Source organism: Williamsia sp. DF01-3 (assembly GCF_023051145.1).
Classification (GTDB): domain Bacteria; phylum Actinomycetota; class Actinomycetes; order Mycobacteriales; family Mycobacteriaceae; genus Williamsia.
The window spans coordinates 102511-124714 of the sequence record NZ_JALKFS010000005.1 but is presented as its reverse complement, the minus strand read 5'-3'; the positions used below and the strand labels follow the sequence as shown (position 1 = coordinate 124714).

At 63.4% G+C, this 22204-nt stretch carries 30 protein-coding genes; 14 read left to right on the top strand and 16 right to left on the bottom strand.

Annotated elements, in window-relative coordinates:
• The first annotated feature begins 22 nt into the window (after nucleotides 1-22).
• Nucleotides 23-859, top strand: coding sequence for an ammonia-dependent NAD(+) synthetase (gene nadE / locus MVA47_RS02430; protein ID WP_247206521.1), 837 nt, complete (start codon nucleotides 23-25; stop codon nucleotides 857-859).
• A gap of 152 nt (nucleotides 860-1011) precedes the next feature.
• On the top strand, nucleotides 1012-1455 hold the full coding sequence (locus tag MVA47_RS02425) for an Hsp20/alpha crystallin family protein (RefSeq protein WP_247206520.1): 444 nt from the start codon (nucleotides 1012-1014) through the stop codon (nucleotides 1453-1455).
• A 203-nt stretch (nucleotides 1456-1658) separates the two neighbouring features.
• Here the strand turns inward: MVA47_RS02425 and MVA47_RS02420 are convergent, their stop codons facing one another.
• Together MVA47_RS02420 and MVA47_RS02415 are read right to left on the bottom strand one after the other, a co-directional pair.
• Entirely contained in the window at nucleotides 1659-1961 is a 303-nt protein-coding gene (locus MVA47_RS02420) for a hypothetical protein (RefSeq protein WP_247206519.1), read from the bottom strand.
• 25 nt (nucleotides 1962-1986) lie between these two features.
• Entirely contained in the window at nucleotides 1987-2280 is a 294-nt protein-coding gene (locus MVA47_RS02415; protein ID WP_247206518.1) for a hypothetical protein, read from the bottom strand.
• A 190-nt stretch (nucleotides 2281-2470) separates the two neighbouring features.
• On the opposite strand from MVA47_RS02415, the gene MVA47_RS02410 reads away from it, so the two are divergent.
• The gene (locus tag MVA47_RS02410; RefSeq protein WP_247210534.1) at nucleotides 2471-3547 is read left to right on the top strand and encodes a glutamate--cysteine ligase; all 1077 of its coding nucleotides are present in this window, start codon (nucleotides 2471-2473) and stop codon (nucleotides 3545-3547) included.
• Nucleotides 3548-3562: 15 nt separating this feature from the next.
• Here the strand turns inward: MVA47_RS02410 and MVA47_RS02405 are convergent, their stop codons facing one another.
• Nucleotides 3563-4561: a helix-turn-helix domain-containing protein gene (locus MVA47_RS02405; protein WP_247206517.1), complete on the bottom strand. Its 999-nt coding sequence runs from the start codon at nucleotides 4559-4561 to the stop codon at nucleotides 3563-3565.
• Between the two features lie 70 nt (nucleotides 4562-4631).
• On the opposite strand from MVA47_RS02405, the gene MVA47_RS02400 reads away from it, so the two are divergent.
• The gene (locus MVA47_RS02400) at nucleotides 4632-4829 is read left to right on the top strand and encodes a hypothetical protein (RefSeq protein WP_247206516.1); all 198 of its coding nucleotides are present in this window, start codon (nucleotides 4632-4634) and stop codon (nucleotides 4827-4829) included.
• A 63-nt stretch (nucleotides 4830-4892) separates the two neighbouring features.
• Here MVA47_RS02400 and MVA47_RS02395 read toward each other — a convergent pair whose 3' ends face one another.
• A complete protein-coding gene (locus MVA47_RS02395) occupies nucleotides 4893-5786 on the bottom strand; it encodes a GGDEF domain-containing protein (protein WP_247206515.1) in 894 nt (297 codons plus the stop codon).
• On the opposite strand from MVA47_RS02395, the gene MVA47_RS02390 reads away from it, so the two are divergent.
• The gene (locus tag MVA47_RS02390) at nucleotides 5779-5916 is read left to right on the top strand and encodes a hypothetical protein (RefSeq protein WP_247206514.1); all 138 of its coding nucleotides are present in this window, start codon (nucleotides 5779-5781) and stop codon (nucleotides 5914-5916) included. The two genes, MVA47_RS02395 and MVA47_RS02390, sit on opposite strands and share 8 nt — an antisense overlap.
• A 284-nt stretch (nucleotides 5917-6200) precedes the next feature.
• Here the strand turns inward: MVA47_RS02390 and MVA47_RS02385 are convergent, their stop codons facing one another.
• The 3 genes from MVA47_RS02385 to MVA47_RS02380 form a co-directional block, all read right to left on the bottom strand.
• Nucleotides 6201-6554, bottom strand: a complete 354-nt coding sequence (locus MVA47_RS02385; protein WP_247206513.1) for a VOC family protein — start codon at nucleotides 6552-6554, stop codon at nucleotides 6201-6203.
• A gap of 91 nt (nucleotides 6555-6645) precedes the next feature.
• Complete coding sequence (locus MVA47_RS26915; protein ID WP_308280460.1) at nucleotides 6646-6972, bottom strand: hypothetical protein; 327 nt, start codon at nucleotides 6970-6972, stop codon at nucleotides 6646-6648.
• Nucleotides 6966-7913, bottom strand: coding sequence for a serine/threonine-protein kinase (locus MVA47_RS02380; protein ID WP_308280459.1), 948 nt, complete (start codon nucleotides 7911-7913; stop codon nucleotides 6966-6968). The genes MVA47_RS26915 and MVA47_RS02380 overlap by 7 nt, the downstream gene beginning before the upstream one ends.
• A gap of 143 nt (nucleotides 7914-8056) precedes the next feature.
• On the opposite strand from MVA47_RS02380, the gene MVA47_RS02375 reads away from it, so the two are divergent.
• Nucleotides 8057-8830, top strand: a complete 774-nt coding sequence (locus MVA47_RS02375) for a nucleoside phosphorylase (protein WP_247206512.1) — start codon at nucleotides 8057-8059, stop codon at nucleotides 8828-8830.
• Here the strand turns inward: MVA47_RS02375 and MVA47_RS02370 are convergent, their stop codons facing one another.
• Nucleotides 8831-9688, bottom strand: a complete 858-nt coding sequence (locus MVA47_RS02370) for an arylamine N-acetyltransferase (protein ID WP_247206511.1) — start codon at nucleotides 9686-9688, stop codon at nucleotides 8831-8833.
• Between the two features lie 258 nt (nucleotides 9689-9946).
• On the opposite strand from MVA47_RS02370, the gene MVA47_RS02365 reads away from it, so the two are divergent.
• Nucleotides 9947-10492 carry an NADPH-dependent FMN reductase gene (locus tag MVA47_RS02365; protein ID WP_247206510.1) on the top strand — a complete coding sequence of 182 codons (546 nt, stop codon included), beginning with the start codon at nucleotides 9947-9949 and terminating at the stop codon, nucleotides 10490-10492.
• Nucleotides 10493-10597: 105 nt separating this feature from the next.
• Here the strand turns inward: MVA47_RS02365 and MVA47_RS02360 are convergent, their stop codons facing one another.
• The gene (locus tag MVA47_RS02360; RefSeq protein WP_247206509.1) at nucleotides 10598-11266 is read right to left on the bottom strand and encodes a GAP family protein; all 669 of its coding nucleotides are present in this window, start codon (nucleotides 11264-11266) and stop codon (nucleotides 10598-10600) included.
• A 55-nt stretch (nucleotides 11267-11321) separates the two neighbouring features.
• On the opposite strand from MVA47_RS02360, the gene MVA47_RS02355 reads away from it, so the two are divergent.
• On the top strand, nucleotides 11322-11909 hold the full coding sequence (locus MVA47_RS02355) for a TetR/AcrR family transcriptional regulator (RefSeq protein ID WP_247206508.1): 588 nt from the start codon (nucleotides 11322-11324) through the stop codon (nucleotides 11907-11909).
• Nucleotides 11910-12025: 116 nt separating this feature from the next.
• The gene (locus MVA47_RS02350; RefSeq protein ID WP_247206507.1) at nucleotides 12026-12448 is read left to right on the top strand and encodes an SgcJ/EcaC family oxidoreductase; all 423 of its coding nucleotides are present in this window, start codon (nucleotides 12026-12028) and stop codon (nucleotides 12446-12448) included.
• Between the two features lie 33 nt (nucleotides 12449-12481).
• On the opposite strand, the gene MVA47_RS02345 is transcribed toward MVA47_RS02350, so the two are convergent.
• Entirely contained in the window at nucleotides 12482-13228 is a 747-nt protein-coding gene (locus MVA47_RS02345; RefSeq protein ID WP_247206506.1) for an SDR family NAD(P)-dependent oxidoreductase, read from the bottom strand.
• Between the two features lie 87 nt (nucleotides 13229-13315).
• Between MVA47_RS02345 and MVA47_RS02340 the strand changes: the two genes are divergently transcribed.
• A complete protein-coding gene (locus MVA47_RS02340; protein WP_247206505.1) occupies nucleotides 13316-13876 on the top strand; it encodes a TetR family transcriptional regulator in 561 nt (186 codons plus the stop codon).
• Nucleotides 13877-13927: 51 nt separating this feature from the next.
• Here the strand turns inward: MVA47_RS02340 and MVA47_RS02335 are convergent, their stop codons facing one another.
• Both MVA47_RS02335 and MVA47_RS02330 read right to left on the bottom strand, forming a co-directional pair.
• The gene (locus tag MVA47_RS02335) at nucleotides 13928-14335 is read right to left on the bottom strand and encodes a hypothetical protein (protein WP_247206504.1); all 408 of its coding nucleotides are present in this window, start codon (nucleotides 14333-14335) and stop codon (nucleotides 13928-13930) included.
• Nucleotides 14336-14679: 344 nt separating this feature from the next.
• Nucleotides 14680-15357: a winged helix-turn-helix transcriptional regulator gene (locus tag MVA47_RS02330; protein ID WP_281504612.1), complete on the bottom strand. Its 678-nt coding sequence runs from the start codon at nucleotides 15355-15357 to the stop codon at nucleotides 14680-14682.
• 182 nt (nucleotides 15358-15539) lie between these two features.
• Between MVA47_RS02330 and MVA47_RS02325 the strand changes: the two genes are divergently transcribed.
• From MVA47_RS02325 to zwf, 4 genes are all read left to right on the top strand, one after another.
• Nucleotides 15540-16121, top strand: coding sequence for a universal stress protein (locus MVA47_RS02325; protein WP_247206503.1), 582 nt, complete (start codon nucleotides 15540-15542; stop codon nucleotides 16119-16121).
• Nucleotides 16122-16168: 47 nt separating this feature from the next.
• On the top strand, nucleotides 16169-16576 hold the full coding sequence (locus MVA47_RS02320) for a hypothetical protein (RefSeq protein ID WP_247206502.1): 408 nt from the start codon (nucleotides 16169-16171) through the stop codon (nucleotides 16574-16576).
• Between the two features lie 192 nt (nucleotides 16577-16768).
• On the top strand, nucleotides 16769-17206 hold the full coding sequence (locus MVA47_RS02315) for a hypothetical protein (RefSeq protein ID WP_247206501.1): 438 nt from the start codon (nucleotides 16769-16771) through the stop codon (nucleotides 17204-17206).
• A gap of 98 nt (nucleotides 17207-17304) precedes the next feature.
• A complete protein-coding gene (gene zwf / locus MVA47_RS02310; protein WP_247206500.1) occupies nucleotides 17305-18777 on the top strand; it encodes a glucose-6-phosphate dehydrogenase in 1473 nt (490 codons plus the stop codon).
• Here zwf and MVA47_RS02305 read toward each other — a convergent pair.
• From MVA47_RS02305 to MVA47_RS02290, 4 genes are all read right to left on the bottom strand, one after another.
• Nucleotides 18774-20339: an MFS transporter gene (locus MVA47_RS02305; RefSeq protein ID WP_247206499.1), complete on the bottom strand. Its 1566-nt coding sequence runs from the start codon at nucleotides 20337-20339 to the stop codon at nucleotides 18774-18776. The two genes, zwf and MVA47_RS02305, sit on opposite strands and share 4 nt — an antisense overlap.
• Nucleotides 20340-20537: 198 nt before the next feature.
• Entirely contained in the window at nucleotides 20538-21419 is an 882-nt protein-coding gene (locus MVA47_RS02300; RefSeq protein WP_247206498.1) for an alpha/beta fold hydrolase, read from the bottom strand.
• 93 nt (nucleotides 21420-21512) lie between these two features.
• The gene (locus MVA47_RS02295) at nucleotides 21513-21869 is read right to left on the bottom strand and encodes a UBP-type zinc finger domain-containing protein (RefSeq protein WP_023954512.1); all 357 of its coding nucleotides are present in this window, start codon (nucleotides 21867-21869) and stop codon (nucleotides 21513-21515) included.
• 111 nt (nucleotides 21870-21980) lie between these two features.
• A complete protein-coding gene (locus tag MVA47_RS02290; RefSeq protein ID WP_247206497.1) occupies nucleotides 21981-22154 on the bottom strand; it encodes a hypothetical protein in 174 nt (57 codons plus the stop codon).
• Nucleotides 22155-22204: the final 50 nt, after the last annotated feature.

Sequence of the window (22204 nt, the reverse complement as noted above, 5' to 3'; positions counted from 1 at the left end):
CTGCCCCGGTTACGGTTGAGCTATGTATTCCCTCAAAGACACAATCCGAAACGAGTTGGATGTCCGCGCCGACATCGATGTCGCCGCGGAGGTCGAGAACCGGGTGCAGTTCCTGGTCGACTACGCGCAGAACGCCGGAGCAAACGGTTTCGTCTTGGGTATCAGTGGTGGGCAGGACAGTTCGCTGGCCGGCCGCCTGTGTCAGTTGGCAGTCGACCGGATCAACCAATCGGGAGGTTCAGCCGAGTTCGTGGCGGTCTTGCTTCCGTATGGCGTACAGGCTGACCAGGCCGACGTCGACACCGCTATCGACTACATCAAGCCGAGCCGCACGATCAGCGTGAACATCAAGGACACCGCCGATGCCGCGGCAAAGGCCACCGCCGCTGCGCTGGGTATCGATGAGCTCACGGACCTGGTCCGTGGCAACGTCAAGGCTCGGGAGCGGATGATCGTGCAGTATGCCGTGGCCGGCCAGTTGAACCTCATCGTCGTGGGCACCGACCATGCCGCCGAGGCAGTGACCGGATTCTTCACCAAGTACGGAGATGGCGGCGCTGACGTGGTTCCCCTCTCGGGATTGACGAAGGGGCAGGGAGCGCGGCTCCTGGAACATCTGGGGGCACCCGACAGTCTGTGGACCAAGGTGCCTACCGCCGATCTGGAAGACGACCGGCCCGCCATCCCGGACGAGGAAGCCCTGGGCGTCACCTACCGCGAAATCGATGCGTACCTGACCGGAGAGGCCGTCTCCGACGAGGCGGCCAAGACCATCGAGCAGGCCTTCGTCAAGACCAGACACAAGCGCACCGTTCCGGTTGCCCCCACCGACCTGTGGTGGCGGGATCCGACGGGCTGATCGGCGCCGATCCGGGAGATGGTGTGCGAGTGCACAACTCGTCGGAAAAAGTACTTGGCACTCCCCGGTGATGAGTGCTAAAAAAGTAGTGCACAGTGATTGGCTGCCCGCCAGGGTGGCGGGCCGAAGTGTCGAGCAGGAGGTGGGTTGCTGTGCTTCGGTTTGATCCTTTCAGTGATGTGGACACGTTGACGCGGGGACTGTTGACCGGCCAGGCGGTGGGGTCATCTCGAACGCCGAGGTTCATGCCGATGGACCTCTACAAGGTCGAGGACCATTACGTTCTCACCGCCGACCTACCGGGCGTGGACCCCGGCTCGGTGGATGTCAGTGTGGACAACGGCACGCTGACCCTGACCGCCCATCGGACGGCACGGTCGGAAGATTCCGTGCAGTGGATGTCGAGTGAACGGTTTTACGGCACATATCGCCGCCAGCTGACGCTGGGCGACGGAATCGACGCAGCGGGCATCACGGCGAGCTACGAGAACGGTGTGCTGTCGGTGACGATTCCGGTAGCCGAGAAGGCCAAGCCTCGCCGCATCTCGATCAACCACACGGACTCGCAGAAGTCGATCGAGACGAGTTCCTCCTGAGAACCACTGACTGACATCGCAATTGGTCGACCGCGAAAGAGGGGTGATGCTGTGGAGTTGGATGAAACCGTGATCTGGCCCGAGCCCAGTCCGTTGAACGACTGGTGGGCGAATGTCATGACAACCTCGAAATAGTGCAACACGCTTGTGCCCCCGGTCATTTGGCCGGGGGCACATGCGTGAGAACTCGTCAGTGCACAATATCAATCGGCGGTGACGGGCAAGCTGAGGGTCAGCAGCATCAGAACGAACAAGAACCACCCAGCTCCTTGCCACACGGGCCATCCGCCCCCGCGCTTCCATACGCGGTAGGTCTGGATGAACGCACCCAAGCCGCCCAGGAGCAAGATTGCCGGCACTCCGATCGCCCACACCGAACTGTCCGGGTCGGTCACCAGGTAGATGATCAGCCAGCCGAATGCCGCAGCGATCACCGCAAGGTCATAAAGGACGGCAGCGCGGTAGGCCGTTCGGTCATTCCAGCGCTTTTCGACGTCATCGGTCATCGACAAGCCTCGGGTCCCTGAATGGTCAGCGGTTCTTTCGCGGGTACTTTGCGCGATAGCGCACCCGGTCACGGCGTGCCTTGAGCTCAGACACGTGATTGTCTTTGAGACTGTCAGTTGCGCGGAATGCGAAATATGCCCACCCGAACAACACGACTGCGCCCACCGCAAGGATGACGGCAGCGATCATGTGGCCGCCGGCAAGTGTCAAGATCGCCATTGCGACACAGGCCGCGCCACCCGCGAGGGCCACAAATCCCGACCAGCCGACTGGCAAAGACAGTTTGTTACGAGTTTCGTCTTTCGTGCGCTGATCCATGTCGTCCTCCAAGTTGACGCCAGTCCTTCGGATGCCGGGTACCCGGCGCGGCGCCGCCCGAAACACCCCCTGCTGGCCGTTTGCCGCGATTGACGCGGAGGTACCTCTCAGTGAGGTGCCGGTCGAGTCTCGTGAGCGGGCGCCGTCGGGGTGGAGGGGCCTGAGGAGGTGCGCGGTGGCGAGTACAGGAATGGATGTCCCGACCTTCGGGGTCGAGGAGGAGTTGCTGCTCGTCGAAGAGTCAACGGGTGAACCGTTCATGGAAAGCGCTGCGGTTGCCCACGTCGCGAAAACCCTGGGACTCGACCTGGATCTCGAATTGACGCCGTGCCAGATCGAGACCGCCACGCCGATACTCGACTCCATGGCTGACCTGAGGGGGCACCTCGTGGAGAGTCGAGGCAAAGCCGGTGTCGCGGCTCGGGAGATGGGCGGACAAGTGCTCGCGGCAGGTGTGCCGCCGATCGTCGGAGACCGTCAGCCGGTATCGAAAACCGACCGCTACCAGCGCATCGCGCAGAACTTCGGCATCATCGCTGCCGAGCAAGGCGTGTGTGGATGCCACGTGCATGTGGCGGTGCCCGACCGCGCACGGGCAATCGAGGTGAGCAACTCGTTGCGACCGTGGTTACCCGTTCTGGTTGCGCTGACCGCCAATTCGGCCATCCACCGATCATCGGACAGTGGGTACAGCAGCTGGCGGACCATGCTCTGGTCGCGATGGCCGAGCGCGGGCGCTCCTCCTCATCTCGCCTCGGAGGAGGAGTACGACGCCGCCATCGCTCGGCTCCTCGAGGTGGGCGCTGCGCTGGACGCAGGCATGATCTATTGGGATGTGCGGCCGTCCAGCAACTTTCCGACCATCGAGGTCCGCGTAGGCGACGTTCCCGCCACGGTGGGTGAGACGGTGCTCTACGCCACCCTGGTGCGAGCGCTGGTGATGACGGCGCTTGCCGAAGGCCCCACCGCGGCCGGGAGTGCGATCAGTTCGGACGACGTTCGCCTGGCAAAATGGCGGGCAGCACGCGACGGCCTGACCGGTGAGTGTCCGGACCTGCTCTCGGGGAGGATGGTCTCGACGCGCACCGCCGTGGACAGGATGCTCGCCTACATCGGTCCCGCGCTCGACGCCCTGGATGAGCGTGTGGCAGTCGAGGATGCGCTGAACAGTCTGTTCCGCAATGGGAACGGTGCGATGCAGCAACGCGAGGTATTCGAGCGGTGCGGCGCTCTGGCGGTTGTCGAGCATGTCGCGGCGCGCACCTGAGGGTGGCTGCGATGGTCACCCGGCGCGGAAGGTCGCCCGGTACTGGCTTGGCGTGGTGTTCATCAACCGGGTGAAGTGATGTCGAAATGTCACAACAGATGCGAATCCCACCAGCGCCGCAACGCGTTCCACCGGTTCGGATGATGTCTCCAGCAGTTCCAGGCTCACATCGATCCGGCGAGCGATCAACCACTTTATGGGTGTGGTGCCGGTGGTCTTGGTGAACTGGCGCAGATAGCTGCGCCTCGACATCTTCGACTGGGCTGCAAGGTCGTCCAGGCTCAGCGGACGGTCGATGTGTGCGAGCGCCCAGGCCATGCTGTCGGTGATGGAGGTGTCCTCCTCGACGGCGGGAAGGGGATTCTCGATGAACTGGGCCTGGCCGCCGGAACGATGCGGCGCTATCACCAGGCTTCGCGCCACCTCGTTCGCCACGGACGGGCCGTGGTCGTTGCGCACGATGTGCAGACACAGATCGAGCCCGGCCGAGCAACCGGCACTGGTGAGTACATCGCCCTCGTCGATGTAGAGGGGTAGGCGATCCACCTCGATGTCCGGATGCCGCTGCTGGAGCTGCTCTGCATATCGCCAGTGGGTGGTCGCCCGTCGCCCGTCCAACACCCCGGCCGCGGCCAGCACGAAGGCACCCGAACAGATGGAGACCAGACGTGCCCCACGCCCCGCGGCGTGTCTGACCGCGGAGATGACATCGGGGGAGATGGGGGCATGTATGTCGCGGATGCTGGGGATGATGACCGTGTGTGCGGCAGCCAGCTCATCGAGTCCGAAGGCCGCCTTCAGGGTCGCCCCGCCGACAACTCTCACCGGATCGGCCGTTTCCGTGCACAGTTGCACCGAGTACCAGGGCCGCACCATGCCCGGCCAGAATGCTTCGGACAGCTCGGCGAGGCCGAATATCTCGGCGGCGATGCCCATTTCGAAAGCGGTCATCCCGTCGTAGGCAAGGATGGCCACCGTGCGTGCTGACCCCGGACGGGATCGCTGCGAAGACATGGCACTATCTTAACGAAGATCGGCGTCAGTGCCACTTTTCGTTATCGGCCCTGTCCGCGACCCTTGGTACATGGACAAACAGAACGTGACTGTGGTGCAACGATTTTGGCGAGCTGTCAAAGAGTTCGCGGCAGGGGTGGACGCGGCCAGCGCGTTGGCCCACAACAGGGCCCCGTCCGAGGAGTCGGTGGCCAGGATTCGTCAACGGGAGTTCTGGGAGGTCGAGGTCGGTGACATGGTCGCTTGCGGGGACATCAGCACACGCTGACCGAAGGGCAAGTGATGAGCGAGTTCAGCCCCTGGCGAGAGGCCGGCACGGGTATCCAGGTTGTCAGTGAATCGGTGCGTCGGCGTGACTGATCTGGTTGCCCCCGGCGCGTTTTGCCTTGTACATCGCGGCGTCAGCTGCGGCGACCAGACCGCTGATGAGTTCACGGGTGTCACCGGTGACCTCGACAAGGCTGATACTCGTGACGCCGAGGCTGGCTGTCACATTCCACGACATCGTGGCGATGGCTGCGCGGAGGCGTTCGGCGGTGTCGTCAGCTTTGCCGCCCGGCGTGATCTCGGCTACCAGGAACTCCTCGCCGCCGATTCGGCCCACGACCGCGTCCTCGGGACTGGCCCTACGCAAGCTGTCGGCGACGGCGATGAGGGTCATGTCACCGACGGCGTGGCCGTAGGCGTCGTTGACCGCCTTGAAGGCGTCGAGGTCGATCATCACGACGGTGATACTTCTCTCGGGGTCGCCGGCAGCGTTAATGATGAGATCGGACGCGGCACGGTGGAAACCGCGACGGTTGCGCAGTCCGGTCAGAGCATCGGTGGACGACCTCAGCGCGTCAACGGACAGCCAGTGAACGACTACCTGACCGCAGAATGGCACCGCAAGGATGCCGCCGCCCATCACCAATAGCTTCGACAGCGCCATGGCCGGATCGCCGGCGACCGCGATGCGGACAGCACAGATGATGGCGGTCACCAGCGAGATGATCAGCGTGAGCGACAGGTAGCGAGCACAGTGGAAGAAGCCGATATAGCCCGCAAGACCGATGAACGCCGTGCATCCGAGCATGCCTGCACGCGGATCGGAGTCAGCCAGGCAGGCCGCCGCGATGAAAAGGGTTCCTGCGACGGAAGCGAGTTGCGACTGTCTGCGGTTCGGCCAACGCCATGCGTAACCGGCGGCGATTGCGGATAGACCGACTATGACGGCGATGGACACGACTGTCTGGGACGTGTTCTGTGGACCCGAGGGGCTCAACATCATCAAGAATGTCGCCATCGCCAGCATCGACAAGATCGCCGCAAGGACGTATCTGGTCGCCGACGTCAGGCTGCGGGCGGCCAAATAGTCAGAGAGCCAGTCAAAGTGGTCTGGCTGCCGCCACCACAGGAGGAGTTGGCGCACTTGACAACCCCCCGTAGCAGGACGGTTCGGATGGCCGACTTCAGCGTTGATGCTACCCGTGCACGCCGGGATAGATGCGGCCTTCAGGGAACCCAGCCAGCCGGACAGCACATCGGCACCGGTGTCCCGAAAGCGACGCCGTCCTCGCGTGTCAAAGACACTGAACCGGTCCTGCGCCGCAAGACGGGCGTGGACTGCTGTAGACGGCTATTGACCTGTGAGGCGCGATCAGGCGGGAACGAGGTCGAATTCGTTGCCCTCGGGATCGGCAAAGCTGACCCACTGATTGTTGTTCTGGCCGAATGAGCGCAGTTCACGCGCACCGAGCGCGATCAGACGGCGGGTCTCGGCGTGCACGTCATCCGCCTTCAGGTCGAAGTGGACCCGATTCTTGACCGTCTTTCCTTCGGGGACCTTGTGAAACATGAGCAGGGGGCCCGAATCGCCTTTGCTCGGCGCGATCGAGGCGAACTCCTCCGTGGCGTCGTCGCCCAGGTCGCGTTCGAGTACGCGCGACCAGAAGCCGGCTAGGGCCGCGGCGTTTTGCGCATCGAAACTGATACCGAGTACTTCCAGCGACATGGCGGCCTCTCTCCATTTGGGTAGTTGGGTTATACCGCGAATGAGCTGGCACCGGCGGATGAGCGCAGAGGCCTGGCTGCGTGGGGCGCGCTCAGTTGTCGTTCTTCTTCTCGCCGTTGCCGTTCCCGTTGCCCGGTTTCTTCTCTTTCTCTTTCTGCTTTTCGTTTCCGGTGTCGGTGGGCACCTCGACGACAGGGGGAGCCGGCTCTCTCGGTGCAGGTGCGGCTGCGGTGGTCGTGGTGGTGGGCACCGTCGCCGTGGTCGCCGGTGCCGGCGCGAGCGGCGGGACGCCCGAGGTGGAGGTGTTGGTGGTGCTTGGTGTGGTCGCCGGGGCATCGGACGAATCGGACCCGAGTGACACCGCCAGAATCCCGGCCACCACCGCGAAAATCGCGGCAGCGACGATCGCTGCTACCACCAGCGGCCGACGCCGCGACCGCGACGCGGGTACTGGTTGTGCTGCGTAGGCAGCGGACGGCGGGATGGGCGAGGTGAACGCCCGGGTCGCCAGCGGAACGCCCGCGGGCACCGGGGGCGCAGCGGGGGATGCACTGGTTGAACCAGCAGTGCTCGCCGCATGCTCTCGGCATCGGGGAAACGTGCAACGGGGTCAGGTGCCATCGCTCGTTCGATCGTCCCGACGAGCATCGGATCGGCAGAAGGCGACAGCGCGCGAAGCGGAGTCGCGTCGTGCTGCAAGATGGCCCGCGCCACCGACAAGATGTTGTCCCCGGCGAACGGACGGAACCCGGCAACCATCTCGTAGCCCATGACGCCGACCGCGTACAGATCGTCGGTGACACCGGCCGGTTTGCCCTCGATCCGATCAGGACTCAGATAGGCCACTGTTCCCAGCACTTCACCGGTCGCGGTCTGGTTCGACTCAGCCGTTTTTGCGATGCCGAAGTCGGTGACCTTCACAGCGCCCGCTGTACTGAACAGCACATTCCCCGGTTTGATGTCGCGGTGCAGGATTCCGGCTGCGTGCGCGGCGCCGAGGGCGGCCAGGACGTCGGCGAGCACCACCCGGACCCGGTCCGGGCCCACGGGAGCCTCGGCGATCTCGTCGGCCAGGGTGCGTCCCGGTAGTCGCTCCATGACGATGAACGGGCGTCCACCGTCCTCGCCGCTGTCGTACACGGCCACCACATTGGGATGATTGATGGTGGCAGCGGTACGGGCTTCGCTCTCGAATCGCAGCCGGATATCGGCGGCTGCGGCCAGATCCGAGCGCAGCACTTTCACCGCGACCGGACGTCCGAGTCGCAGATCCCACCCGTCGTACACGTCACCCATGCCGCCGTGGCCGAGCAGACCGCGCAGTTCATAGCGGCCGGTGAGCGTTTCGGGGGCGGGCATCCCCTTACGCTAGCGCCCTTTGTTTCGGGTTTCGCGATCGCTAGTGGTTTCATCTGCCGGCCGAGCTGTCGAGACCCGCTTCGAGTGGCGAGGCCCCTTGCCCTGTGGGAGCGTGAACGCTCCTGAGGACGGGATGGAAGACAGTGTCAGAGCAAATCGTGGACAAGGCTGCCGCGGGACGCGGTGCCCGGCAGTACCACATCGGGATAGCGCCCGGCGAGGTCGGAAGCGTGGCGCTGCTGCCAGGGGATCCATTTCGGGTGCCGTTTGTGGCGGAGTTCCTCACCGACGTCACCGAGGTCGCACACAACCGCGAACATCGGACCATGACGGGCATGTATCGCGGGAAGATGATCACCGCGACCTCCACCGGAATGGGTTGTCCTTCCACGGCGATTGCGGTGGAAGAACTGGCCCGCGTGGGCGTCACATCCATGATCCGGGTGGGCAGCTCGGCCGCTCTGCAGTCGGGTATCGAGCCGGGTGATCTTCTTGTGAGCGAAGGATCGCTCCGCAATGACGGAACCACTGCCGCGTACGTGAACCCGGGGTTTCCCGCGGTCCCCGATATCGGGATCGCAGCCGAACTGCGTCGAACCGCCGAGTCAATGAGTCAGCAGCGCGGCGGATTCGGCGTCTATTCGGGTATCAACGCCACCGACGACGCCTTCTACGCCGAAGGTCCCGAGTGGATAGCGCAACTGACCGCGATGGGGATTCTCAACGTAGAGATGGAGAGCTCCGCGCTGTTCGTGGTGGCGAAACTGCGCGGTCTGCGTGCTGGGATGGTCTGCGCCTGCTCGAGCAATCTTCTCGAGGGCGTGAGTGTGTATGACAAGAAGGACTCCGCACTCAAGGACGGTTGGATGCGCAGTATCGAGGTAGCGCTCGATACCGCTGTGGCCCTTGACTTGTGACTAGGTGTCCAGAACCTCCTCGACCCGGTCTCGGAGGCCGTTCACGCCGTCGAGGTTGATACCGAAGTCGCGTTGCAGCACCTCGATCACCTCATCGGCCGACCCGAGCCGGGTACGGGTCGACAAGCCATCGCGTCCGTGTACCGCCAAGTTGCGGCCGCGTAGATTCCAGCGCGCGTCGTCGGTGACCCTGGCCGCACTCAATCCGACCACGAATATCGACTCCGGATGTGTTGAGACGTACCAGCTTCCCACTTCCAGATCGATCTGCGGCTGCGGATCCTCGGTGAACCGGTACAGCGGCTGCCATTCGTCGCGGATCAGCGCTTCGAGCACCAACTCCTGATCGCGGCGTCGGATCCGGTAGGGCTCGTGACGAGTCGACTGCACTTCGTCGGTGACCATCTGGATGGGTGATGACAACGTCTGGCCCCCGAAGCCGACGTCGACGAGGTACCTGTCGGCGACACCGGGAATGGTGACTGCGCAGACCTGGTGAGTCCGCGCCGGTAGGTGGTCGTCGGCCTGCATCCACACCACGCGCCCGGTCAATGCGTCAACCTCAAAGCCCAACTCCGACAGTGCGTATCGCATCATGCCGTTGTGTTCATAGCAGTATCCCCCGCGCCCCCGGTGGACCAGCTTGTCGGTCAACGCCGCGGCGCTGAGGTCGGCGACGGGCACGCCGAGTAGGGGATCGATGTTCTCGAACGGGATGGTCCGGGTGTGCGCTGCAACCAGCGCGTGCAGTGTTTCGATCGTCGGTGTCGACGGCCCGGTGTGATGGATGCGCCGAAAGTAGGCGTCGATGTCGAGGCCGGATGAGTCCGTGACCGTGGGTGCCGGAAGTGTGCTCATGGCAAGAATGGTCCAACTTCAAGTACGGGTGAAGTCAAGGGGTCTCGATCTTCCACTGAAAACTGTCGGATAGCGGCCTTCCGAGGGCAATACTCCCTCGGTGTTCTCGTACACGGCAGATGTGAGGGAGCAACGGTTCTCGCTCGACGCGCCAGAACAAAACTCTTGCTGAGACAAACCCGTGGCAACGGGCCGTTCGTGTCGTAAGGTCACCGGCGGTCGATCCCGACCGGCGCCGTCATGTCTGGAGTGAGTCACGTGAAAGTCTCTGTAGTCGTCGGAAACCCCAAACCGCAGTCGCGGACCCGCACTGTGGCGGAGGCGCTGGTGCCGGCGCTGCTGACTCCGGGCAGCTACGACCTCGAGGTGATCGAACTCGCCGACTACGCATCGGAGTTGTTCGAGTGGTCGTCAGAGCGACTGAAGGCGGTGACCACCGTTGTCGCCGACAGTGACCTGGTGATCTTTGCGACGCCCACTTACAAGGCGTCCTATACGGGTCTACTCAAAGCGTTCCTCGACCGCTACGGAACCGACGGACTGCAGGGTGTGGTCGCGATCCCGGTCTTCACCGGCGGCGATCTCACGCATTCGCTCGCTCCCCAGACCACACTGTTGCCGCTGCTCGCCGAACTGGGTGCGGTGGTGCCGGGCCGCGGGCTGTACTTCGTGATCGACGACCTGCCCCGACTCGACGAGTTCATCGCCGAAGCTGTTGCTCGCTACGCGAAGGTGTTTGCCTCTCTGACCGCAGTGGCAGGTGCGGTTGTGGAGGTCGAAGCTGCCGACGTGTCAGGGGAGTAGCGAGGTCTGCGGGCAGCGATCGAACCGGTCGTGGACAAAAATCCGCTGTGTTGCGGCCAGTTAAGCCGCGCGGCCGACCGGGCCGTGAGCATTGGACCGGATGGATTAAAGAATGAAAGCAACACCGGCGACTGCGGCTGAGAGGAGCGCGAGGCCGGCGGCGATCGGAATGGAGCGCGGTTGAGGTCGCTCACCGCCGAGCCGTTCATAAACGCGTTGCAACCGAACGGTGATTCGCTCGCGCCAGAGCAAGCCCATGGCGAGCAGGGCCAGGCAGGGCGTGCAATAGACAAGCGCGTAGAGGCTTAGGACCCCGATACCTGCACCGATCGGCACATCGGCGGCGCTCAATCTCTCGATCGCGATCAGGTAGGGAAACGCGTTGGGAAGATCTGCACCCGTCGCGGCGATACCCAAAGGTGCCGCAGTCCACGGACCAAACCACGACGGCAGGATCACTGCGGCACGTACTCGCGGACGAAGCCGCCGGATCGCACTGACCAGCAGAATTCCGGCCGCGAGAAGCAAGGCGGCCCTGCGAATCCAGGTGGCGCTCGATTCGATTACACCACCGAGCGCATCGGAGCCGACGTACAGTCCGGCGCCAACGGTCAACACGACTGCGTAGGCGCCGGCGACGTAAGCCGCGGCAGTGACGCCAGGCCGGCGTATCGGGGCAAGAAGAATCAAGGTCACGCCGGCAATGGTGGCCGGGTTGAGGGAGTCTGCCGCAGCGAGTCCCGCGATCGTCCCGAGCAATTCCGCGGTGAACATGAGGCAACCGTATCTCATATGAGACTCACACGTCTCATACGTGTACGATATGCCTGTGGCCAGCAATCAATACGTGACACCGCCCGGGACATCTGAAGTCTTCGAGGACGCCGTTTCGGCAGCGGTCGCGCAGCACCTTGCTTTGTCCCCCGCTGCCTCCATGCAAGAACTGGCCGCCGCGGCCGGTGTCTCCCGCGCGACGTTGTTTCGTAGATTCCCCTCGAGGGAGGTGCTGGTGGCCCAATTGTGCGAAGCAGCGGTGCGAGCATTCGTCGGTGTCGTCAATGCCGCGGAACCAGAGGGCGATTCACCTTCGGCGGCCCTGCGTCGAGTTGTGTCCGGGCTGGCTCGCCTCGCGCCCGTAGTCGGCCTCCTGGGCCTACAGCCTCTCGATGAACACGTCGAATCGACTCTGCTCGAACAGATTTCGAACGCCGAGGAGCGACTGCGTCAGTTGATCCGCAGAGGGCAAGAGGCCGGCGATTTCAGGGTAGAGGTCGACCCTGAGTGGGTTCTGACGATGCTGACCTGGTTGATGGTCGGTAGTGCTGACGGTGTGCGGTTGGGACGGTTGACGTCGTCGAGCGCCCAACGGCATCTGGCTGCGACGATCGAGACAACCGTGCTGCGCGCGAGACAATGAATGGGGGAGCTTCGTCCGCCAAGATGCGGCCCACAGAGCAGTAGATCGCGGTAGGTGGAACATCTGCACGTGCGCAGTATTGACTTCATGCTCACTTGAAGTCTTAGCGTCGTGTCATGACTCAACAATCAGACCGCATCGTCGCGCCAGAGACCGCTGATCTCAACGCAATCCGAAGAATCATCATCGGTGTTCAAGAGGGGTTCAACAACAACGACCCTGTTCAGATGAACTCGCACCTTGCCGACGACGCGGTCGTCGTGAACGCCCGTGGGGTGGTCCTCGAAGGTCGCCGGGCAATCGAGGAGTCCACGAAAGATGGCCTGGCGTCAGGGTTTCTGAGAGACGCGACTGCTTACTACGAATTGGCCGATGTCACGCTGTTGGCCCACGACGTCATTGTCGCTCGCAAGAACGCGTGGTCCACCTCGGAGGACGCCGGCGCCGGCAGGCCACCGGAGATGAACGCGTTGTATGTCTTTGTCCGTCGCGAGGGCCGTTGGGCGATTTGGCGTCGGCAGAACACACTCGTCGTATGAATCGATCGACGAGCTAGAGGGCTCGCGGTCCGGTCACAGCAACACGCCGCCGGATACTTCGATGCGTTCACCTGTCACCCAGCGGAACTCGCGGGACACCAGGGCTGAGATCGCGTCGGCGATTTCAGCTGGGTCGCCCACTCGTCCGAGCGCGGTTTGCCCGGACAATCCCGCGCGCATCGCTTCGTCGTCGCGCATGGCTCCGCCGTTGAAGTCGGTTGCGGTGGGGCCGGGCGCGATCGAGTTGATCCGGATGCCCCGACGGCCGAGTTCGGCAGCGAGGCTGCGGGTAAGCGCTTCGAGGGCCTTCTTTGACGCCGCGTAGACAGAGGTTGCCGGGCTGACGTGTCGGCTGAGTGAACTCGATACGTTCACGATGCTTGCCCCTTCCGATAGGTGGGGCAGGAAAGCCTGGGTGACAAAGAGCGGACCGCGGACGTTGACGGCGAAGGTGGCGTCGAAGTGATCGGCCGTAATGGCGCCAAGCGGCGCGAACAGGCCCACCCCGGCGTTGTTGACCAGCACGTCGAAGGTGCCGGCGTTCCACTCGCGCTCGATGCCGGCGAGCGCAGCGACACGTGCCGCCTCGATGGAGGCGAGGTCCGCAACATCAAGGTGGACCGCGATGGCTTCGCCGCCCAAATCGGCGATTTCATCCACGACCTCGCTCCCACCGCCCCGCGAGGCCGCGACAACCTTGATCTTGTTTCTGGCCAGAGCGAGCGCGGTCGCTCGTCCGAGTCCACGGTTGGCGCCGGTCACGAGGGCAATTCGGGTCATGTCATCTCCTGTAGATAAGTAAATGAATACTTACTTGTAAGGTAGATCGTGTTGGAATGCCCGTCAACACGAAGGAGGGAGTGAACCATGGCCCGCGACGCCGAAGCCACCAAAGAGCGGATTCTCGCTGCGGCAACCGACGAGTTCTCCGCGCACGGATTTGCGGGCGGGCGGGTAGAGCGGATCGCTGCCAAAGCGCAGAGCAACGTTCGGATGATCTACGCGTACTACGGCGGCAAAAGCGGCTTGTTCGATGCGACCCTCGCGGCGGCGCTACGTCGGATGGCCGAGAACGTCCCGCCGCGTCCTGAAGACCTTGCCGGTTGGGCTGGTGACGTGTTCGACCATCATCAGCGGTTCCCCGAAGTGCTTCGGCTGAGCATGTGGGCTCAGCTCGAGCGGCCAGAAGCAACTGCTGAGCCCAGCGATATCTATCGGAACAAGGCGCTCGCTGTCGCGACGGATGCGGCCCAACCACTGTCGGCCGTCGACGTCCTGGTCTTCATCTACGCCATCGCGCAAGCCTGGCAGCTGTCACCCAAAGGGCTTACCGGACTTGACGAATACGAGAACGATGGAGATGGAGACGCTGCTCGCCGGCAAGCGGTGGTCACCGCAGTCGAGCGGATGTTGCAAGCCCAATCTTGAGCTGGAGACGTCTCAGATGCCGCACACCGACCTGCTGCTGAACCCAGGCGTCTAATTGATGTTGTACGTGACGGTGTTGTTCGCTGGGGCGGGGTCGCCGGTGGTGGACAGCGCGAAGTACGTCAGGGGCGCCCCGGCGATAAAGCCGCAACCTCCAAAGTATTCGGTCAGTGACTGGCCGGCGGCAATGTTGCCGAGATACCGCGGCGGCCCACCTGCCAGCAGCGCGACCAGGCTGCTGGGCCCAGCGATGACGTTGTAGGCGGTGTCGGGGCCGCGGTTTGTGACCGTCAGATGGCAGGTGTCGAAGCTCGAGGAAATTGTCACAGAAAGGTCAGCGCTGCCCCCACTCGCTGATCCGGTATCCGGTGCGGCAGCGGCGGGGCCGACACCGATCACCAATGCCGCAGCTCCGGCTGCAACGGCCCCAACGCCGATTGTCCGAACAGTTGTATTCATACGCATGGATTCGCCCCCTTGGCCTGTCACTACGCTCTGAACCCGGACTGTACGCCGCACTGCGAACGCAACAACGGTGAAATGGCGAAGATGTCAGGCGGCACCCTTGTGGACTTGGTGTACCCACACGGTAGCAACGTAACATTCGTTGATTCACGTAACGGATTGCGGCACCATAACTTTCGTGTCGCTGACGAAAGGTCACGTGGTTCCGTCGCCGACAGCCTGCATGTTGCGGCGCCCGCGCAGGTGTGTCACGCCCGTGTTTGGGCAGGTGCGTGGCGCACTTCCGTGGGCGTGGGGTCTACGCGCCCGATGCGATTGATAGCGCCTGACGGATCCGATCAGGAACCCGACCTTTGCGCGAGGCTGGCCTCCAGCATCTCGAGGAGCGATTGCAAAGCGTCGGGGTCGCCATCGATCTTGACGAGTCCGTTTTCGATGGCTTCGGTCACGGTCATTCGATTGCCGGCGATGGCAGCCATTGTCGGCGGCTCCGTCCAAATGACCGCGTCCGCGGGCGTTTCGGGCGGCCCCGCTTGAACGTTGGGAGACCCATCTTGAAGTTGTAGTGTCGCAACGCTGTTACCGACGTTGAACTCGAACCTCGTAGTCACTCCTCGAAGAGAATCCTTGTCGAGCATGCGCGCGAGGAACAGCAGTGACCACTCGGCGTGAAAGCTCTCATCAGACTTTGGATCTTCGCTGGTGTGATGACGAGCCCCCCACAACGCCAACGGCACCATCGCGTCAGCGAGTTCTTGGCCGGGGTCGGTCAGTTCATAGACGGTCGAAGCGGCAGGCGGGCTCAGGTACCGCCGCCGGACAATCCCGTCGACCTCGAGTTGTTTGAGCCGCGACGCCAACAAGCTGGTGCCGATGCCGGTCAGCACTTCCGAAAGGTCGGAGTACCGCTTCGGCCCCGACATCAGCTCGCGCACGATCAGCAACGTCCACCGCTCGCCGACCACATCGAGCGCACGAGAAAGCCCACAGAACTGGTCGTAGCTACGTCGCGCCATGGCCACCACCGTACCCCAGGACAGTGGTTACAAAAGTGAAGACTTCAATTTGTTACTTGTGCACTTCTAAATCTTATGTAAGAGTCGAATCAGCACGACGGCCCGCGAGGCAACGTCAACCATTGGCGCCCCCTCGGGCTTCACGCAAACCCAGGACCCCTGACACTGTGAGGCGATTGGCCATGGCCGACAAGATGCTGTCCCACTTCTATCGAGGCCAGTTCGTGGCCCACACGACAACCCGCCAGGACGGACCAATTGTTCTCGGCTGCAACGGTTCAGAGGCATCGATTCGAGCAATCACAGCAGCAAGCCGATTGGCGGGTGGGCCCGCGGACGTCATTCTCGTGTGCGCGATCAGAGCGCCCTCCCCACCGCCGCGCCCGACCCGACTGCACGACGCTTTAAAGGCGGAGGCATACCTGCTCACCGACCGGGCAACTGTCGATGAAGTCCTGCGCCGAAGTACTGAGGTGGCACTTGTAGCCGGTCTGCGGCCCCTCGCCGCGCTCTACCTCCACGGCGATCCCGTCCGCGTGCTGCTCAGCACCGCCGAGCGGTATCAAAGTCCGACCATCATCGCCGGTATGTCCGGGCAGAGTCCGAGCCGATTGGTACGTCGTCTGGCTCGACGACTACCCAGCGACGTTGCACTCATCGCCACTGACGGAACTACACATCTGCGAAGCCGGCGGGTGTCAACCACACGTATGCGCAACCAGGCGAAGGCATGGCGTGCAGTGCACAGGCCTGCGAGCGCGTGAAAACCCGAACAACGCCTCGTCAAAAACCGGAACCAGCAGGAGGAATCATGCACGCGCCATCGATGATGAAAGCCCTTGCCGCCGGACGGATCATTCTCGGCGTGACGTCTCTGGTCGCGCCACGAGCGTTCGCCACTGCCGTCGGAGTTGTATCCCCCAGCGACGAACTGTCATACATGACGCGCGTCTACGGCGCCCGAGCAGTTGCAATGGGAACCGGCTACCTCACCGCCACTCCACACGAGCGGGCACGCTGGGCCAAGCTATCGCTTGCCATCGACATCTCCGACACCATCGCGGGCATCAGTCAGGCGTTCCGACAACCGAGTTCGCGCCGACCTGCCACCCTCATGATCGTTCTCACCGCGACCTATGCCGCCGTGGGCCTAGTTGCATCACGTGCCCAAAGTGTGTCTACGTCTGCCCCGGTGGGCCGCAGTTTATCGTCGTCGTAACTAGCTGAAATGCAGGGTGTTGGGGTCACCGGTGGGACGCAGATTTGTAGACCCAGGTCGTTAAGAATTGCCTTCATGCGGCTGCGGCTGCGGCTGCGGGTTTAGTGAAATAGGTTGTGCGCGCCCCTCCTTCCCAGCCACCGCGAGGCAATGCTGCATACTTCCTCGTAGCCACGTCATCAGGGGGACCACATGAGAACAGCAGGTGTCGCCGCGCTCACCGTTGCCGCATGCATACTCGCCGCCTGCACACCCAGCGATTCTGACACGGAGTTTCCCAACGCCTCCGAAGTACGGCAGGTCGTCACACCATCAAACGTCGGCCCACCTGTTCTGATTGATCCTGCGGCCCCCGACGACACCGTCCCTCCACTGCCGATCACCCTCACGGTCGACGGTCAGACCTTTACCATCACGGAACGCGACGGCGGGCACGACTACAACTGGGACAACGGCCCCAACCCCGGCTACGGATTCTCGGAAGGTGCGCTGGGCACCGCTGGAGTTCCGGCAGACCAGGCCACCGATCGGCCGCCGCCGCGGCGAGTCGACACACTCGGTCACTACCGCAGCTCCATTCGAGACTTTCTCAGCTCGATCGACCCCGATACCGGATATCTGGAGGACTAGAGCGCGCCGAGACCGCATGGTTCATTCAATTCGATGCTCCCCCGGCCCAACTGACAGTTGACGCGCCCAAATGCCCCTGAGGTGGGACCATCACTGGTGTGACCGAACTGATCGAGGCCCGCGGCAGCAGAGAGAAGCGGGACCTCGCCCCCCACGTCGTTGTACTGTTCGGCGCCACAGGTGACCTGGCCCGGCGAAAACTGCTGCCGGGTTTGTTCCACCTGTTCTTGTCGAAGCTGGCACCTGAGTTGCGGATCGTCGGAACGTCGCTGGACGACCTCGACACCGAGGGGTTCCGCGAGGTCGCGATCAAGGCCTGCAGCGAGTTCTCCAGCCGGATGTTCACCCCCGAGGCTGCCGCCGAGTTCGCCGAGCACCTGACCTATGTGCCGCAGGGTGAAGGCGCGGAGGCGCTCGCGGCGGGTGTGCGCGTGCAACTCGATGCGCTCGGCAGTGAAGCCCGCATGTTGCACTATCTCAGCGTCCCGCCCAAGGCGGCGATGGCGGTGCTGGAGATGCTGCATGCGGCCGACCTCGTCAAGCGATCCCGCGTCATCATGGAAAAACCCTTCGGTACCGACCACGAGAGTGCGGTCACTCTCAACGCCTCCATTCACCGGTGGTTCAAGGAAGAGCAGGTCTTTCGTATCGACCACTTCCTCGGCAAGGAGTCGGCGCAGAACATCTTGGCCTTCCGGTTCGCCAACGGATTGTTCGAACCGATCTGGAACCGCAATTTCATCCACTACATCCAGATCGATGTGCCAGAGAAGCTGTCACTGGAGGGCCGCTCGCACTTCTACGAGTCCACTGGCGCGTTCCGGGACATGGTGGTGACGCACCTCTTCCAGATCCTGGCGTTCGTCGCGATGGAACCACCGACGGCCCTGGCGCCAGGACCGATCGGCGAAGAGAAGAACAAGGTATTCCGATCCATGCGACCGCTCGATCCACGCAATGTGGTGCGCGGCCAGTACGCCGGCTACCGCGACGAGCCAGGTGTGGCGCCGGAGTCCGAGACCGAGACGTTTGTGGCGCTGAAGGCCGAGATCGACAACTGGCGTTGGGCCGGTGTGCCGTTCTACCTACGTACTGGCAAGAGCCTCGGTGAAGGCCAGCGCATCATCTCCATCGCCTTCCACGAGCCCCCCAAGAGCATGTTCCCGCCGGGTTCTGGTGTGGGACAGCAGGGTCCGGACCACCTCACATTCGATCTCGCTGACGCGTTCAAGGTGTCGCTGTCGTTCTACGGCAAACGACCGGGGCCGGGTATGAAACTCGACAAGCTGAGTCTGCAGTTCGCCATGCAGGAGACCGATCAGGTGGGCATGGTGCTGGAAGCGTACGAGCGCCTCATTCTCGACGCGATGAAAGGCGATCGGACGCTCTACACAACCGCTGAAGGCATCGAGCGTCTGTGGGAGGTATCGGCGCCGTTGCTCGAGAATCCGCCGCCGGTGCGCAGTTACGACCAGGGGTCGTGGGGCCCCAACGCCATTCATCAACTCATCGCGCCCCACGCCTGGCGTCTGCCGTTCGAGAGGATCTGGCGCAACAAGAAGGAAAGCTAAGACCCCTCGCGCGCATACTCTTTCATGAGTCGGCGTTCGTCATCGACCTTCGGATAGCCGAAGAACACCACCAGTGCGCCGCCCAGCACCACGGCGATCGCCGCGGCGTAGGCCAGGTGGTCGCCGTGAACAAACGCATCGCGGGCGCCGGCGATGATCTCCTTGCCGTACTCGGGATAGCGCTCGGCCAGCACCTCGGCACTCGAAAACGACTTCGTCAGAGCAGCTTCCGTCTCGTCGGTGACCTTGGCCGCGTCGGGCGAATCCGAGATCGACTTGGTGAAGTCGCGTGCGTATCCGGCGGTCAGAATTGCACCCAGGATGGACTGCATGATGGCCCCGCCGAGATCGCGCTGCAGGTCGGACATGCTGGAGGCCATACCTGCGCGCGAGCGTGGCACCGATCCGGTCAGCGACCGCGATGCCGGTGTGCCGGCGAAGCCGACTCCGATTCCGACCAAGGCGTACGCCACCGCGATCTGCCAGTAGTGTGCATCCTCGGTCCACATCGTCAACGCCGCAACGAGACCGGCGAGGATGAACACGAATCCCACCAGCAGGGTGATGCGTGAACCACGCGCCTCGACCATCCGGGCGGACAACGGCGCGAAGAGCACCATTCCGATCGCGGCGGGAACGATGGTGGTGCCGGCCTCCAACGTCGAGTACTCCAGCACGTTCTGCAGATACTGCTGGCCGATGAACATCACACCCATCAGCGTGCCGAACACGACCACACCACCGAACGCGGCCACCCAGAAGGTGCGGCGACTGGCAATCGAGAGATCGAACAACGGTGTGGGGGCATGACGTTGCCGCACGAAGAACGCGATACCGGCGGCGAGAGAGATCGCGGCCAGTACACCCACCGCCGATCCGGCGCCCGACATCGGGATGAAGTTGAGGGCCAGGATCATTGCGCCCACGAACACGATGGACAGCACGCCGCCGAGATTGTCCACCGACTCGGATGCATCGCCGGAATCGGATGGTACGAGGAATATCGCGGCCACCAGTGCCACGACGGCGAGCGGCAGTGTCACGAGGAACACCGAGTGCCAGCTGAACACCTCGAGCAATGCACCTGAAACGATCGGCCCCAGTGAGGAGATCGCGCCGCCAAGCGCTGACCACGCGGCGATGGCGCGAGTGCGACTCGGGCCCGACCAGAGAGCGGTGATGACCGCCAGGGTGGTCGGAAAGGCCAGTCCGGCAGCGATTCCGCCCACCAGACGCGCAGCGAACAAAACCTCGATCGACGGTGCGAAGCCGGCCACCAACGAAGCCGGGATCGACAACATCATGCCGAAGACGAGCATCCGTTTACGGCCGTGCCGGTCGCCGAGAGCGCCGAAGTACAGCACGGACGCGGCCAATCCCAGTGAATATCCCACTGCGACAAGGTTCAGTCCGGTGGCGCCCGCGTCGAAGGCTCTACCGATGTCGGGAAGTGCGACGTTGGCGACCGCCAGGTTGATGTTGGCCACCCCGGCGACGAGTATCAGGGTGCCCAGCACCACCTTCGCGCGTGGTGGTGCTTCCGGTGTCACGGTGGCCGTCAAGGGTGGCTCCCTTCGTCGGTGCTGGGCACCAGACAAGCAATTTGACTCGATGGTGATCGAACGAACTTCCACATGAAAACAACAGGGTGCGCAAAGAGTATCCCGCGACCGAGCGCGCAGCTCAGGGTTTGATCGTCGAACTGTTCCGCAGTCTTCGGGCTGTGTTCATCGAACGCAACCCAGCGAAACCGCCTGCGATCACAACCCCAGCGTCGATCGGATGATCGCGGCCAACTCCAGTGGGGCGTCGCTCTGCACCGAGTGCCCCGCTCCGGGTACCGAGATCACTTCGGAGCCCGGCCGTCGACGGACGATCTCGGCGGCATCGGTGTCGGTGACAAAAGCCGACGCACCGCCGCGGACCAGGGTGAGAGGAATGGTGCTGGCCGACAGGGCATCCCAGAGCGGCCCGGGTTCGATGCTCTCGCGCATCTTGTCGTAGCGCCACTGCACACGGCCGTCGTCGAGTTCGCGGGTGTTGTGGATGACCCCGCGACGAATCGACGACCTGCTGCGTCCGGGTGCGGCTGCGGCGGTGAGCTCGATCAGTTCGTCCCGGCTGTCGTACGTGTCGGGTCCGCTGACCAGCGCGACCGTGCCTCGATCGGCTCCGCTCAGTTGCTCTACCCGTTTCGGTGATTCGGGGCTCACGTCGACGATCAGGGCCCGTCGAATGAGGCGGGGATCGAGCGCGGTGATGGCGATGGTGGTGAGTCCGCCCAACGACATACCGACAACCAGTTCGGCGTCGGGGGCGAGGTCACGGATGACCGGAGCGACGGCGACGGCATTCGGTTGCGGACGGTAGTCGTGGTCTTCTCGCCAGCCGGAGTGGCCGTGCCCCGGCAGATCGACGGCGAGCGCCGGTAGGCCCAGCGCCAGGATCACGCTGTCCCAGGTGTGAGCGTTCTGTCCGCCACCATGGAGGAAGACGATGCGGGGGGACTCGGCGGTCCACTGCACGCTGCTGACCACGTTGCCGTCCACATCGGTGTCGATGCGGGTCACCTCGGGGATGCGATCTAGATCGATATCCAGTTCGGCAGCGTTCTCGGTCAGGAGGTCGAACTCCGAAGCCATGGTGCCCCTTCCACATCGATGGTGATGTGAAGGCTACGGGCCCGAGACATCGGGCCGCCACCGTTCCGGGCCGCCACGAGAGCCCAAACCCGGTCAGTCGGTCCGGTTTTTCAGCCGGCTCATCCAGTCGGCAGGCACGCGATCACTCGGACCCGGCGTCGCCTGATCGACGGGGTGCGCGTGCGGCGGAGCGAGTTCGGGGCCGCGGTAGTAGTCATTGGTGGCGTAGTTCCAGAACCAATCCTCACCAGGTTCGAACGACTGGATGACAGCATGACCCGTGTCGGCGGCATGGTGTGAGGCGTGCCGGGACAGCGAATCATCGCAGCAGCCAACGTGACCGCACGTTGCGCACCGGCGTAGATGGAACCACCAGCTACCCGTCTGGTCGCATTCGACGCAACCGGAACCGCTGGGTGGCACCGACGGGTTGATGTCTGGAGTTGTCATTCCGGGCCCTCTCGCTCATCGATCGTTACTCGACCACAAGATCAGTGTTCGATCGTTTGCGCATCTTGTCCACCGCGGGTCGCGCCCACCGCGCAGGCCCACCAGACCGCCTCAGCCGCCATTGCGCCCCTTGCTACCTCGATCGAGCAGGTCGAGTTCGAGCTCGGTGCGTGCCCGGCTCATCCCAGATCCGGCGTCGAAAGACGCCCGCGGCGACGTGCGATTTTGATACGTCGCAATCAATCCGGCAACCACGGCCGGCCCCAAGATCACCACAATGTCCATGGCAGCAACTATCCGTTCGAATACATCGCGCCAACAGTGTCTGAATTGAC

Coding starts and splice junctions, on each gene's coding strand:
- nadE (WP_247206521.1), top strand. CDS start 23: ATGTATTCCCTCAAAGACACAATCCGAAACGAGTTGGATGTCCGCGCC.
- MVA47_RS02420 (WP_247206519.1), bottom strand. CDS start 1,961: ATGACCGATGACGTCGAAAAGCGCTGGAATGACCGAACGGCCTACCGC.
- MVA47_RS02415 (WP_247206518.1), bottom strand. CDS start 2,280: ATGGATCAGCGCACGAAAGACGAAACTCGTAACAAACTGTCTTTGCCA.
- MVA47_RS02410 (WP_247210534.1), top strand. CDS start 2,471: ATGGATGTCCCGACCTTCGGGGTCGAGGAGGAGTTGCTGCTCGTCGAA.
- MVA47_RS02405 (WP_247206517.1), bottom strand. CDS start 4,561: ATGTCTTCGCAGCGATCCCGTCCGGGGTCAGCACGCACGGTGGCCATC.
- MVA47_RS02400 (WP_247206516.1), top strand. CDS start 4,632: ATGGACAAACAGAACGTGACTGTGGTGCAACGATTTTGGCGAGCTGTC.
- MVA47_RS02390 (WP_247206514.1), top strand. CDS start 5,779: ATGGACACGACTGTCTGGGACGTGTTCTGTGGACCCGAGGGGCTCAAC.
- MVA47_RS02385 (WP_247206513.1), bottom strand. CDS start 6,554: ATGTCGCTGGAAGTACTCGGTATCAGTTTCGATGCGCAAAACGCCGCG.
- MVA47_RS02380 (WP_308280459.1), bottom strand. CDS start 7,913: ATGCCCGCCCCCGAAACGCTCACCGGCCGCTATGAACTGCGCGGTCTG.
- MVA47_RS02370 (WP_247206511.1), bottom strand. CDS start 9,688: ATGAGCACACTTCCGGCACCCACGGTCACGGACTCATCCGGCCTCGAC.
- MVA47_RS02360 (WP_247206509.1), bottom strand. CDS start 11,266: ATGTTCACCGCGGAATTGCTCGGGACGATCGCGGGACTCGCTGCGGCA.
- MVA47_RS02350 (WP_247206507.1), top strand. CDS start 12,026: ATGACTCAACAATCAGACCGCATCGTCGCGCCAGAGACCGCTGATCTC.
- MVA47_RS02345 (WP_247206506.1), bottom strand. CDS start 13,228: ATGACCCGAATTGCCCTCGTGACCGGCGCCAACCGTGGACTCGGACGA.
- MVA47_RS02340 (WP_247206505.1), top strand. CDS start 13,316: ATGGCCCGCGACGCCGAAGCCACCAAAGAGCGGATTCTCGCTGCGGCA.
- MVA47_RS02335 (WP_247206504.1), bottom strand. CDS start 14,335: ATGAATACAACTGTTCGGACAATCGGCGTTGGGGCCGTTGCAGCCGGA.
- MVA47_RS02330 (WP_281504612.1), bottom strand. CDS start 15,357: ATGGCGCGACGTAGCTACGACCAGTTCTGTGGGCTTTCTCGTGCGCTC.
- MVA47_RS02325 (WP_247206503.1), top strand. CDS start 15,540: ATGGCCGACAAGATGCTGTCCCACTTCTATCGAGGCCAGTTCGTGGCC.
- MVA47_RS02320 (WP_247206502.1), top strand. CDS start 16,169: ATGCACGCGCCATCGATGATGAAAGCCCTTGCCGCCGGACGGATCATT.
- MVA47_RS02315 (WP_247206501.1), top strand. CDS start 16,769: ATGAGAACAGCAGGTGTCGCCGCGCTCACCGTTGCCGCATGCATACTC.
- MVA47_RS02300 (WP_247206498.1), bottom strand. CDS start 21,419: ATGGCTTCGGAGTTCGACCTCCTGACCGAGAACGCTGCCGAACTGGAT.
- MVA47_RS02295 (WP_023954512.1), bottom strand. CDS start 21,869: ATGACAACTCCAGACATCAACCCGTCGGTGCCACCCAGCGGTTCCGGT.
- MVA47_RS02290 (WP_247206497.1), bottom strand. CDS start 22,154: ATGGACATTGTGGTGATCTTGGGGCCGGCCGTGGTTGCCGGATTGATT.